We start from the raw sequence: 12,098 nt of genomic DNA on the forward strand, positions 1-12,098 counted from the left end.
TAGCCTGGCGGCGTGCCCGCCCTCGTGATCGCCCACCGCGGTGCCTCCGTCGCCTTCCCCGAACACACCCGCGCCGCCATGCTCCACGCCCTCGCCGTGGGCGCGGACGGTCTCGAATGCGACGTCCAGCTCACGCGGGACCGCGAGGTCGTCTGCTGGCACGACCCCACCGTGGACCGCACCTCGGACGGGCGCGGCGCCGTCGCGGACCACACGCTCGAGCGTCTGCGCGGCCTCGACGTCGTCTCGTGGCACGCCCGGCGCCCGGGGGCCGAGCCCACCACGACGACGACGCCGCCCGCCGCGTACGGCGGCGCGGGGGAGCAGGTGCTCACCCTGGCCGACCTCCTGGCGATCGCGACGGCCGCGGACCGGCCGCTGCGCCTGGCCGTGGAGCTCAAGCATCCCTCCCCGTTCGGGCATGAGCTCGAGGAGCGGGTGCTGCGGGAGCTGCTGCGGGCCGGCTGGGATCCGGAGACCGGCCGGGTGGGTCAGGTGCAGGTGTCCCTCATGAGCTTCCATCCGGACGCGCTGCGCCACGTGGCTCCGCTGGCCGGCACGGACCCCCTCTGCCCCCTGATGGACCTCATGCCGACGGAGCTGCCGACCCGGCTCGCGCGGGGGCCGCTGAGCCGGGCGGCGGTGCGTGCGGCGGCGCGTCAGTCGCTGGCGGGGTCCGAGGCGCTCGTCTGGCGCGGCCGGGCCGGGATGGCGGGGCCCTCCGTGGCCTACGTGCGGGAGCACCTGGCGGACGTGAAGGCGTGGCTGGCGGCGGGGCGGCGGCTGCGGGTGTGGACCGTCGACGAGCGCGAGGACGCCGATTTCCTCCTCGCCCAGGGGGTGCAGGAGCTCACCACCAACCGTCCGGAGGACGTGCTGCGCTGGGTCCGCGAGCGGGCCGCCGCGCGTCGGGAGCGGGTGCCCACCGGGGCCTGAGGGCGCCGTGCCGCACGCGCAGACGCGGCCTGCGTTGCGTTCCTGCCCGCGCTTGTGGCTATAGTCACGTCCAGGAGCGTGCCCGAGGTCACACCCGACGGCGCGGTCCCCTCGCACCCGCGTCTCGGCTGAGACCTCTCCCGGAGGAGCCCCCATGGCCACCCGTCTGCGTCACCGACTCCTGTCCGCCGCCGCGCTCACCGCGGCCGGCGCCCTGCTCGTCACCGGCTGCGCCCAGAGCCAGCGCGACGGCGGCGGCTCCGGCGGCTCGGGCGGGGGCGACGCCGCCCAAGTGGACGGCTCGTTCATCTTCGCCGCCTCCTCCGACCCGAAGACCCTGGACCCGGCCTTCGCCTCCGACGGCGAGACCTTCCGGGTCTCCCGTCAGATCTTCGAGGGCCTCGTGGGCACGAAGCCGGGCACCGCGGACCCCGCGCCGCTGCTGGCCGAGTCCTGGGAGTCCTCGGAGGACGGCCTGACCCACACGTTCCAGCTGAAGGAGGGCGTGACCTTCCACGACGGCGAGCCGTTCAACGGGGAGGCCGTGTGCGCCAACTTCGACCGCTGGTACAACTTCACGGGCATCCAGCAGTCGGAGACCCTCTCGTACTACTACGGCAAGCTGTTCCGCGGCTTCGCGGACAAGCCCGAGGACGCCGTCTACCAGGAGTGCGAGGCCACCGGCGAGCACGAGGTGAAGATCACGCTGGCGCAGCCGTTCGCGGGCTTCATCTCCTCCCTGTCCCTGCCGGCCTTCGCCATGCAGTCGCCGAAGGCGCTCGAGGAGTACAAGGCGGACGAGGTCGGTGGCACCGCCGAGTCGCCCCAGCTGTCCGAGTACGCCCGGGCCCACCCCACCGGCACCGGCCCCTACAAGTTCGAGTCCTGGAGCGTGGGCGAGGACGTCAAGCTCACCGCCAACGAGGACTACTGGGGCGAGGGCGGCGAGGTCACGGACATCACCTTCCGCGTGATCGACGACCCGGTGGCCCGCCGTCAGGCGCTCGAGGCCGGGGACATCGACGGCTACGACCTCGTGGCCCCCGCGGACACCGCGGCCCTGTCCGAGGCCGGCTTCAACGTGGTGGCCCGCGACCCGTTCACCATCCTCTACCTGGGCCTGAACCAGGAGAAGGAGGAGCTCCAGGACGTCAGGGTGCGCCAGGCGATCGCCCACGCGATCGACAAGGACGCCCTCATCGCGCAGACCCTCCCCGAGGGCACGGAGCCCGCCACCCAGTTCATCCCGAAGTCCGTGAACGGGTACAGCGAGGACGTCACCACGTACGAGCACGACCCCGCCAAGGCCAAGGCGCTGCTCGCCGAGGCCGGCTACCCGGACGGCTTCACGATTGACTTCAACTACCCCACCGGCGTCTCGCGCCCGTACATGCCGACCCCCGAGCAGGCGTTCTCCAACCTCTCGAGCCAGCTGGCCGAGGTGGGCATCACGGTGAACGCGAAGCCGGCCAAGTGGAGCCCGGACTACCTCGACCAGGTGCAGGGCACCTCGGACCACGGCATCCACCTGCTCGGCTGGACCGGTGACTACAACGACACGGACAACTTCGTGGGCGTGTTCTTCGGCCAGGAGAAGCCCGAGTTCGGCTTCACCGACGAGGAGCTGTTCTCCGCCCTCGAGGAGGCCCGCCAGATCCCGACGCTCGAGGAGCAGACGCCGAAGTACCAGGAGATCAACGAGCAGATCTCCGAGATCGTCCCGGCGGTCCCGCTCGCCCACCCGGCCCCGTCGCTGGCCTTCGACAAGCGCGTGGCCTCCTACCCGGCGAGCCCGGTCAACGACGAGGTCTTCAACGAGATCGACCTGACCGAGTGAGCCCGGCGGGCCGGGGACGACCCGCCCCACCGGCGACGACGGCGCCGCGCCCCGGCGCCGTCGTCGCCGGCCCGCCCGCCACCGCCCGTCCCTCGCACCGACCGGCCCGGCCCCCGCGCCGGCATGGAGGCCCCTCGTGCTCAGACTCATCGGCAAGCGCCTGCTGCTGCTGATCCCCACCCTGTTCGGACTGTCCGTCCTGCTGTTCGTGTGGGTCCGCAGCCTGCCCGGCGGCCCCGCCACCGCCCTGCTCGGCGACCGCGCCACCCCCGAGGCCGTGGCCCGGGTGAACGCGGCGTACGGCTTCGACAAGCCGCTGCTCGAGCAGTACGTCACCTACATGGGGCGGCTGCTGCGCGGCGACTTCGGCACCTCGATCATGACGAATCGGCCCGTGGTCGAGGAGTTCGCGGACCGTTTCCCGGCCACGCTGGAGCTCTCGATCTTCGCGATCGTGTTCGCGGTGGTCATCGGCATCCCGCTCGGCTACTGGGCCGCCCGCCATGTGGGCCGGTGGCAGGACGACGTCGCCGTCGTGCTGTCCCTGATCGGCGTGGTGGTGCCCGTGTTCTTCCTGGCGTTCATCCTCAAGTGGGTGTTCGCGGTGAAGCTGGGCTGGCTGCCCACCGACGGCCGACAGGACCCGCGGATCGACGCCACCCACTACACGAACTTCTACGTGTGGGACGGCATCATCACCGCCGAGTGGGACGCGGCCCTGAACGCGCTGACCCACCTGGTGCTGCCCGGCATCGCGCTGGGCACCATCCCGCTGGCGATCATCGCGCGCATCACCCGCGCCTCCGTGCTGGACGTGCAGGACGCGGACTTCGTGCGCACAGCCCGCGCCAAGGGCCTGGCCCCGCGCCTGATCCGGGACCGGTTCATCATGCGCAACGCCCTGCTGCCGGTGAGCACCACGCTCGGCCTGCAGCTGGGCCTGCTGATCTCCGGGGCGGTGCTCACCGAGACGGTGTTCGCGTTCAACGGGATCGGCCGGTTCCTCGCGCAGGCGATCTTCCAGCTCGACTTCCCGGTGCTGCAGGGCTTCATCATCTTCATCGCCCTGCTCTACTCGCTGATCAACCTGGTCGTGGACGTCTCCTACGGCCTCATCGACCCGAGGGTGCGTGTCTCATGAGCGTGAACCTGCCCCCCAGCCCCGGCGGCGGACCCACCGAGCACGCCGTCGAGCACGCGCTGGCGCCCGTCGAGGCCGGGGCGACCCAGGCGACCACCGAGGCCGCCGCGGACACCCGCGGCACCTCCGTGTGGGGCGCCGCGTTCCAGCGGCTGCGCCGCAACCCGGCGGCGATCGCCGGCGCCGTGATCGTGCTGCTCTTCGTGCTCGTGGCCGTCCTCGCCCCGGTGCTGGCCCCGTACGCGGGCACGGCCACACCCGGCATGCGCGAGATCCGCCCCACCCACGTGCCCGGCCCCGGCGAGGTGGCCGGCTACCCGCTGGGCCTGGACCGCTTCGGCGGGGACGTGCTCTCCAAGCTGATCTGGGGCGCGCAGGCCTCGCTGCTCATCGGCGTCGTCTCGACGGCGTTCGGCCTGGCCGGCGGCATGCTGCTCGGCCTGCTGGCCGGCACGTTCGGCGGCTGGGTGGACTCCGTCGTGATGCGCGTCGTGGACATCCTGCTCTCGGTGCCCAACCTGCTGCTGGCGGTGTCCATCGCGGCGATCCTCGGACAGACCCCGTTCGCGGTGATGATCGCGATCGGGGTGGCGCAGGTGCCCGTGTTCGCGCGGCTGCTGCGGTCCTCGATGCTCACGCAGAAGGGGTCGGACTACGTGCTCGCGGCGCAGACCCTCGGCCTCTCGCGCGGGCGGATCACGATGTCCCACGTGCTGCCGAACTCGCTGGGCCCCGTGATCGTGCAGGCCACGCTCACCCTGGCCACGGCCGTGATCGACGCGGCCGCCCTGTCCTTCCTCGGCCTCGGCGGCGGCCGCCCCGAGACCGCCGAGTGGGGCCGCATGCTCACCTACGCGCAGGCCGAGCTGGGCATCAACCCGTGGCTCGCGTTCCTGCCCGGCCTGTGCATCGCCATCACCGCGCTCGGCTTCACCCTGCTGGGCGAGTCCCTGCGCGAGGCCCTCGACCCGACCTCCCGGAGGCGCTGACCATGGACCCCAAGCACGACGACGGCGCGCCCGGCCCCGGCGTGACCCCCGCGGCCGGCGCCCCGCTGCTGGAGATCCGCGACCTGGACGTGGAGTTCACCACCCAGCAGGGCACCGTGCAGGCCGTGGAGGGCGCGTCCCTCACGCTCCCGACCGGGGGCACGCTGGCGATCGTGGGCGAGTCCGGCTCGGGCAAGTCCACCACCGCGATGGCCGCGATCGGCCTGCTGCCCGGCAACGGCCGGGTCACGGCAGGCTCCGTCCGCTTCGCGGGCGAGGAGCTCGTGGGCCTGCCCGAGTCGCGGATGCGCCGCATCCGCGGCCGCCGGATCGGGCTGGTGCCGCAGGACCCGATGTCCAACCTCAACCCCGTGACCCGGGTGGGGCAGCAGATCGGGGAGACCCTGCTGACCCACGGCATGACGACGAAGAAGGACGTGGGGGCCGCCGTCGTCGAGGTGATGGAGCGCGCCGGCATCCCCGAGCCCGCGCGACGGGCCAAGCAGTACCCGCACGAGCTCTCGGGCGGTCTGCGCCAGCGCGTGCTGATCGCCATCGGCCTGGCGTGCCGGCCGCAGCTGCTGATCGCGGACGAGCCGACCTCCGCCCTGGACGTGACGGTGCAGCAGGTGATCCTGGACCAGATCGACGAGATGACCCGCGAGCTCGGCAGTTCCGTGCTGCTGATCACCCATGACCTCGGCCTCGCCGCCGAGCGGGCGCAGCAGCTCGTGGTGATGCACCGCGGACGCGTGGTGGAGTCCGGCGACGCGCGAGCCATCCTCGAGGACCCGCAGCACGCCTACACCCGCTCGCTCGTGGCGGCCGCGCCGTCGGTGGCGGCGGCCCGCCTGCTGCCCGAGGCCTTCGACCCCGCGCCCGCCGCCCTGGCCGAGGACGACACCGCGGCCCTGACCACGGTGGCCCTGGCGAAGCAGGACCTCACCCCGCTGGTGGAGATCCGCGACCTCACGAAGGTCTACCCCGTGCGCGGGCACGAGGACTTCACCGCCGCGAAGGACGTCTCCCTGAAGATCCCGCGCGGCAAGACCGTCTCGATCGTCGGCGAGTCCGGCTCCGGCAAGACGACGACGGCGCGCATGCTGCTCAAGCTGATCGAGCCGACCTCGGGCGAGATCAGCTTCGAGGGCAAGGACGTGCTGGCGCTGAAGGGGGAGGGGCTCAAGGACTTCCGGCAGCGCGTGCAGGCCGTGTTCCAGGACCCCTTCTCCTCGCTCAACCCCTCGTTCACGGTGGGACGGATCATCGAGGAGCCGCTGCAGACGTACCGGCGGGGCAACGCCAGGCAGCGGCGGGCGCGCGTGCTCGAGCTCATGGACCAGGTGGCCCTGCCCTCGCACTTCCACCGCCGGTACCCGGCCGAGCTCTCGGGCGGGCAGCGCCAGCGCGTGGCGATCGCCCGGGCGCTCGCGCTGAACCCCGAGCTGATCGTGTGCGACGAGCCGGTCTCCGCGCTGGACGTGCTCGTGCAGGACCAGATCCTCACGCTGCTGCGCCGCCTGCAGGACGAGCTGGGGCTGAGCTACCTGTTCATCTCGCACGACCTGGCGGTGGTGCGGCTCATCTCCGACTACGTGTGCGTCATGAAGGACGGCCAGGTGGTGGAGGCGGCCAGCTCCGAGGAGGTCTTCACCAACCCCCGACACCCGTACACGCGGCGGCTGCTCGCCTCGATCCCGGGCAACGAGCTGGGGATCGCGGTGGAGGCGGACGGGACGCACGTGTGAAGCACCGCAGAATGATGTGAGCGGCATCGCTCCCGTGCGTGATACTTGCTGCATCACTCGCATCCCCGATCGCAGGAGCATCCCATGGCCCACGCCGTCAACCCCGGGCGCCCCGTGCACAACCCGGACATCGTCGGGTTCACCGACGCCGAACTGAACGAGACGCCGATCCGCCCGCGCTGGAACTCCCTCGGCCCGGGCATCGTCGCCGCGGCCACGGGCGTGGGCGCGGCGGACCTGGTGGCCACCCTGACCGCCGGCTCCCGCTACGGCTACATGCTGCTGTGGGCCGTGGTGCTGGGCGTGATCTTCAAGATCGTGCTCGTGGAGGGGGTGGGCCGCTACTACCTCTCCACCGGCAAGACGATCTTCCAGGGCTGGCGCACCCTCGGGGCCTGGACGTCCTGGTACTTCGGCCCGTACATCCTCATCTGGGGCATCGTGTACGGGGCGACGGCGATGTCCTCCACCGCCCTGCCGCTCGCGGCGCTGTTCCCCGGGGTGGACAGCAAGGTGTTCGCGATCGCCTCGGGCCTGATCGGCCTGGGGCTGGTCTGGCTGGACAGGTACCGGCTCATCGAGTGGCTCATGACGGTGCTGATCGGCGTCATGTTCGTGACGGTGCTGCTCTCCGCGGCGCTGACCGTCCCGAACCTGGGCGAGATCCTCGCCGGTCTCGTGCCGCGCCTGCCCTCCGGCGATCCCCAGGCCATGTTCTACGTGCTCGGCCTGGCCGGCGGCGTCGGCGGCACCATCACGCTCGCGGCCTACGGCTACTGGCTGCGCGAGAAGGGCTGGAACGTCCCGAAGTACCTGAAGGTCATGCGGTTCGACAACGCGACCTCGTACATCCTCACGGGCATCTTCGTGATCGCCACCATGGTCATGGGCGTGGAGCTGCTGCACTCGGCGGGGCTGGCGATCTCCTCGGGCGACAAGGGCCTGCTCGACGTCGGCGACGTGCTGGCCGAGCGCTACGGCTCGGTGTGGTCCACGGTGTTCCTCATCGGATTCTTCGCCGCGTCCTTCTCCTCCCTGCTGGGCGTGTGGCACGGCGTCTCGTTGATGTTCGCGGACTTCTGGACGAACTTCCGCCGGCCCGCCGAGGAGCTGGACCAGGACGACGCGCCGTCGCTGTCCTCGAAGCCCGGCCGCTTCTTCCTGCTGTGGCTGACCCTGCCGCCCATGGCGCTGCTGTTCCTGGACCGGCCGATCTTCCTGATCCTGCTCTACGGCACGCTCGGCGCCCTGTTCATGCCGTTCCTGGCCGTGACCCTGCTGTTCCTCAACAACAAGAAGGACGTGCCGCGGCAGTTCCGCAACGGCTGGGTCCGCAACACCCTGTTGGGCCTGACCGCGGCCGTGTTCGTGGCGATCGGCGTGAACGAGCTGATCAAGGCCCTGCAGCCGGTGCTCGGGGGGTGAGCCGGCGGCGGGGGCGGGGCACACTGGTGCCATGATCGTCGCCTTCTCCGTCGCCCCCTCCGGCCAACCCGCCGACGCCGAGCACCTGCCCGGCGACGCGGACACCGCGTCCGTGCACCGGGCGGTGGCGGCCGCCGTCGCCGTGGTGCGCGCCTCCGGCCTGCCGCACCGCACCTCCTCGATGTTCACCGAGATCGAGGGGGAGTGGGACGAGGTGATGGAGGTCGTGCGCGCCGCCGTGGACGCCGTGTCCCCGTACGGCTCCCGCGTCTCGCTCGTGCTGAAGGCGGACATCCGCCCCGGCCACACCGGCGAGCTGGACGGCAAGCTCGAGCGTCTCGAGTCGGCCCTCGCCGAGGACGAGCAGCGGCGCGCCGCCCCGGCCCCGCACGACGGCGACGCCGGGTGACCCCCCTCCCCGCTGCCCCCGGACGCTTTCGTTCGAGAAACGGCGGCGTGTCGAGGCGCTTTCGTTCGAGACATGGCCGCCGCGCCGGCGGCCCGGAGGAGCAGTCCGTGCCTGAGCCCGTGGCCGTGCGCCCCGCCGCACCCGGGGACGTCGAGGCGCTGCTGCGCGTCAAGGCGCGGTCGTGGCGGGAGGCCTACGGCGCGCTCCTGCCGTCCGCGTACCTGGACGCGATCGAGGCCCGGATCCCGGAGGACGTACCCGCGTGGACCGCGCTGATCGGACCGGACCGTGACCTCTGGGTCGCCGACGACGGCGGCCGGCTGCTCGGCGTGGCGCTCGCGGGCCCGCGTCGCTCGGCGGCGGAGACGGGCCGGACGGGCGCGGACGACGCGGCCGCATCGCCCGCCGACCTGCCCGATGTGGAGCTCATGGTGCTCTACGTCCTGGCCGAGGCGTACGGGACCGGCCTGGGAGCGCGCCTGCTGGACGCCGTCGTCGGGGACCGCCCCGCGATGCTGCGCGTCCTCGCCGAGAATCCGCGGGCCGTGGCGTTCTACGCCAAGCACGGGTTCGCGGCCGTGGGGGCGCCGGAGCCGATGACCGGCCCGTGGGCCGGCCTGCACGAGCAGCTGATGGTGCGCCGTCGCCCGCACGACGGCGGTGCGGCGTGAGTCGCCGGTCATCGGCGCGCCGGGGCCGGGCCGCGGGCGGATCCGCCGGCCCCGCCGGGATCGAGCCGGGCGTCCACGCGATCACCCACGGCACCGCCGAGATCCGCGAGGACGCCTTCGAGCCGGACGCGTTCATCCTCTACGTCAACGGCGTCGAGTCCTCGCCGCTGGACCCCGAGCGCCCCGAACGCATGGCCTTCGAGTACATGCGCTGGGCCGCCGCGGCCGTCCGGGCGCACTGGCCGGAGCCCACGCCGCTGCGGGCCCTGCACCTGGGCGGCGCGGGCTGCGCGCTCGCCCGCTGGGTGGACCACGCGTACCCGGGCTCCCACCAGACCGCGGTGGAGATCGACGCCGGCCTGGCCGCCCTCGCCCGCGAGCGCTTCGGCCTGCCCCGCGCCCCGGCCCTGCGCATCCGCGTGGCAGACGCCGCCGAGGTCCTGGCCACGGCCCACCCGGCCAGCCGCGACCTGATCATCCGCGACGTCTTCGCCCCGGACCCCACGGACCTGACCGGTGCCCGCCACATCACCCCGCCGGGCCTCACCGGCCTGGACGCGGCCCGCGCCGCCGCGCGGGTCCTCGCCCCGGGCGGGCTGTACGTGCTCAACGTGGGCGGCGGGCCGGACCTGACGTCGGTGCGGGCGGACGTGGCTGCCGTCGTCGCCGCGTTCGAGCACGTTGAGGTGATCGCGGATCCGCCCATGCTCAAGGGGCGGCGCCGCGGCAACGTCATCGTGGCGGCCTCGGACGCCCCCGTGGCCCGCCCCGCCGCGGACGCCCCGCCCGGCTCCGACCCCCGCGACCGCCTGGCCCGCGCCCTGCGCATGGACGCCTTCCCGGCCCGGCTCACGGAGGATCCACGCGGCTTCCCCGCGGGCGTCTCGCCCGGGATCACGGGGCTCGTCCCGGGCTCCGAGGCGTAGACGGGCTCCGAGGCGTAGACTGGAGGCACTCGGCCGGGTCCGCCCGGGGCCCGTCGAGTCTGACTCGAGGAGGTCGCCATGTCCGCCCAGACCCAGCCCGCCGCCCCCCGCCGTGAGGACGCACCGCTCGGCGTCCTGGTGGGTGTGGACGGCTCCGACCAGTCCGTCTCCGCCGCCCGCTGGGCCCAGCGCGAGGCCGCCCTGCGCGGCGAGCCGCTGACCCTCGTCACCGCCTACTCGATCCCCGCGTACTGGGGCTACGGCGCGGACGCCGGCGGCGCCGTCCTGGACGACTCCCGCCTCCGCGAGGGCGTGCAGGCCCTCCTGGAGGAGGTCGCCGGCAAGCTCGACGCCGACGGGGTGCGTCCGGAGCTGCGCGTGGAGATCGGCGACGCGGCCGGCGTCCTCGTGGAGCTCTCCGCCGACGCCTCCCTGCTCGTCTCGGGCGCCCGCGGCCGCGGCGGCTTCATGGGTCGCCTGCTCGGCTCGGTGGCCGCCGCGCTGCCCGGCCACGCGCACTGCCCCGTCGCCCTCATCCCCGCCGGGGTCGAGGCCAGTCGCGCGGGGGACAGGACCGCCGTCGTGGTGGGCGTCGACGGTTCCGAGCAGGGCCGTGCCGCCGCTCTCGAGGCCGCTGAGGAGGCCCGCCTCCGCCAGGCGCCGCTGAAGCTCGTGTGCGCCGTCCCGCCCCTGGGCGCGAACGCCGCGTGGCTGGCCGTCAGCCTGGACGAGGAGGCCCGAGAGCGGGAGCTGCGCGAGCGTCTCGACGCCGGCGCCGCGTGGATCCGCTCCGAGTTCCCCGGCCTCGAGGTCCTCACCGAGCTCGTGGACGGCACCCCCGTGGACGTGTTGGTGGACCAGAGCGCCACCGCCTGCCTCACCGTGGTGGGCACGCGCGGTCTGGGCGGCTTCGCCGGTGCGATCGTCGGCTCCACGAGCCGCGGCGTCGCGGACCACGCGAAGGGCCCGGTGCTCGTCGTCCCGTTCCGCGAGGACGTCCGCCTCAGCCGCCGCGCCTCGTTCGGCCCGGTCCAGGACCAGCCGGAGTCCTGACCGGCGTTCAGCCCCAGCCGAGCTCGTGGAGGCGCTCCTCGGAGATGCCGAAGAAATGCCCCACCTCGTGCATGACGGTGACGGTGATCTCGTCCTCGAGCTCGGCGCGGGAGGTGCAATGGCGGGTGAGTGGACCGCGGAACACCACGATCCGGTCCGGCATCTGCCACGCGAACTCGGCGCGCTCGGTCAGCGGCACGCCCTCGTAGAGGCCGAAGAGCTCGGTGGTCGGGTCCTCCCAGCGCTGCGGCTCGTACTCGTCCTCCACCACCACGACGACGTTCGTCAGCAGCCGTGCCAGCTCGTCGGGGATACGGGCGAGGGCCGCGGAGACGGCGTCGTCGAACTCCTGCTCGCTCATCCACGTGGCGGCGGGCTGGTCGGGCGACGGGCGGTGGTCCACGGCGGCTCCTGGGGGTGCGGGGCTCCGCGGTGCGGAGGGCGGCCGGCCGGCGGCCGGACTTGCCGGAGGGTGTGCGGCCACCATAGACTCCCAGGGTCCACCTCGGGAATCTCGACATCGGACCTGCCCCTATCGTCTAGAGGCCTAGGACACCGCCCTTTCACGGCGGCGACACGGGTTCGAATCCCGTTGGGGGTACGCAGAACGGCCGCCCTCGGCGGCCGGAACGGCACGTGGAGCGTGGATTTGCACGACGCTCGGAGGCTCTGCTAGAGTTTCCACTCGTTGCGAAAGCGGCGAGAACAACAGAACATGGCCCTGTAGCGCAGTTGGTTAGCGCGCCGCCCTGTCACGGCGGAGGTCGCGGGTTCAAGTCCCGTCAGGGTCGCTCGGATCGTCCGATCACCGGCATTCGGAAACGGAGTCCGGTGACGCATGGTCCTGGTGACGAAGGTCGCCGGGCTCTGTAGCTCAGTTGGTAGAGCGTACGACTGAAAATCGTAAGGTCACCGGATCGACGCCGGTCGGAGCCACCACTTCGAGAAGGCCCCCCGCAGACG

11 protein-coding genes and 3 tRNA genes are annotated in these 12,098 nt (G+C 72.8%); 13 read left to right on the forward strand and 1 reads right to left on the reverse strand.

Features of this window, described 5'->3' with window-relative positions:
* Nucleotides 1-12 precede the first annotated feature (12 nt).
* The 10 genes from ACFI33_RS03065 (at nucleotide 13) to ACFI33_RS03110 (ending at nucleotide 11,135) form a co-directional block, all read left to right on the forward strand.
* Nucleotides 13-936 (forward strand): glycerophosphodiester phosphodiesterase, encoded by a 924-nt coding sequence (locus ACFI33_RS03065; RefSeq protein WP_036339109.1) that lies wholly within the window; start codon nucleotides 13-15, stop codon nucleotides 934-936.
* Between the two features lie 154 nt (nucleotides 937-1,090).
* Nucleotides 1,091-2,773 (forward strand): ABC transporter substrate-binding protein, encoded by a 1,683-nt coding sequence (locus ACFI33_RS03070; RefSeq protein ID WP_036339106.1) that lies wholly within the window; start codon nucleotides 1,091-1,093, stop codon nucleotides 2,771-2,773.
* Between the two features lie 136 nt (nucleotides 2,774-2,909).
* Nucleotides 2,910-3,914, forward strand: coding sequence for an ABC transporter permease (locus tag ACFI33_RS03075; protein ID WP_036341532.1), 1,005 nt, complete (start codon nucleotides 2,910-2,912; stop codon nucleotides 3,912-3,914).
* A complete protein-coding gene (locus ACFI33_RS03080) occupies nucleotides 3,911-4,903 on the forward strand; it encodes an ABC transporter permease (RefSeq protein ID WP_036341535.1) in 993 nt (330 codons plus the stop codon). Before ACFI33_RS03075 ends, ACFI33_RS03080 begins: the two co-directional genes overlap by 4 nt.
* A gap of 2 nt (nucleotides 4,904-4,905) precedes the next feature.
* The gene (locus ACFI33_RS03085) at nucleotides 4,906-6,651 is read left to right on the forward strand and encodes a dipeptide ABC transporter ATP-binding protein (protein WP_127435224.1); all 1,746 of its coding nucleotides are present in this window, start codon (nucleotides 4,906-4,908) and stop codon (nucleotides 6,649-6,651) included.
* Nucleotides 6,652-6,735: 84 nt separating this feature from the next.
* The gene (locus ACFI33_RS03090; protein WP_036341541.1) at nucleotides 6,736-8,076 is read left to right on the forward strand and encodes an Nramp family divalent metal transporter; all 1,341 of its coding nucleotides are present in this window, start codon (nucleotides 6,736-6,738) and stop codon (nucleotides 8,074-8,076) included.
* A gap of 31 nt (nucleotides 8,077-8,107) precedes the next feature.
* On the forward strand, nucleotides 8,108-8,485 hold the full coding sequence (locus ACFI33_RS03095; protein WP_036341543.1) for a thiamine-binding protein: 378 nt from the start codon (nucleotides 8,108-8,110) through the stop codon (nucleotides 8,483-8,485).
* Between the two features lie 107 nt (nucleotides 8,486-8,592).
* Nucleotides 8,593-9,156 (forward strand): GNAT family N-acetyltransferase, encoded by a 564-nt coding sequence (locus ACFI33_RS03100; protein ID WP_145950570.1) that lies wholly within the window; start codon nucleotides 8,593-8,595, stop codon nucleotides 9,154-9,156.
* Nucleotides 9,153-10,082: a spermidine synthase gene (locus ACFI33_RS03105; protein WP_148408381.1), complete on the forward strand. Its 930-nt coding sequence runs from the start codon at nucleotides 9,153-9,155 to the stop codon at nucleotides 10,080-10,082. Before ACFI33_RS03100 ends, ACFI33_RS03105 begins: the two co-directional genes overlap by 4 nt.
* A gap of 78 nt (nucleotides 10,083-10,160) precedes the next feature.
* Nucleotides 10,161-11,135, forward strand: coding sequence for a universal stress protein (locus tag ACFI33_RS03110; RefSeq protein ID WP_036316765.1), 975 nt, complete (start codon nucleotides 10,161-10,163; stop codon nucleotides 11,133-11,135).
* 7 nt (nucleotides 11,136-11,142) lie between these two features.
* Here the strand turns inward: ACFI33_RS03110 and ACFI33_RS03115 are convergent, their stop codons facing one another.
* Nucleotides 11,143-11,538, reverse strand: a complete 396-nt coding sequence (locus tag ACFI33_RS03115; protein WP_036341550.1) for a metallopeptidase family protein — start codon at nucleotides 11,536-11,538, stop codon at nucleotides 11,143-11,145.
* 125 nt (nucleotides 11,539-11,663) lie between these two features.
* On the opposite strand from ACFI33_RS03115, the gene ACFI33_RS03120 reads away from it, so the two are divergent.
* From ACFI33_RS03120 to ACFI33_RS03130, 3 genes are all read left to right on the forward strand, one after another.
* Nucleotides 11,664-11,736 (forward strand) — tRNA-Glu (locus ACFI33_RS03120).
* A 116-nt stretch (nucleotides 11,737-11,852) separates the two neighbouring features.
* Nucleotides 11,853-11,926: transfer RNA gene (locus ACFI33_RS03125), tRNA-Asp, on the forward strand.
* A gap of 72 nt (nucleotides 11,927-11,998) precedes the next feature.
* Nucleotides 11,999-12,074, forward strand: a tRNA-Phe gene (locus tag ACFI33_RS03130).
* Nucleotides 12,075-12,098: the final 24 nt, after the last annotated feature.

The organism is Micrococcus sp. PSi08 (assembly GCF_054960655.1).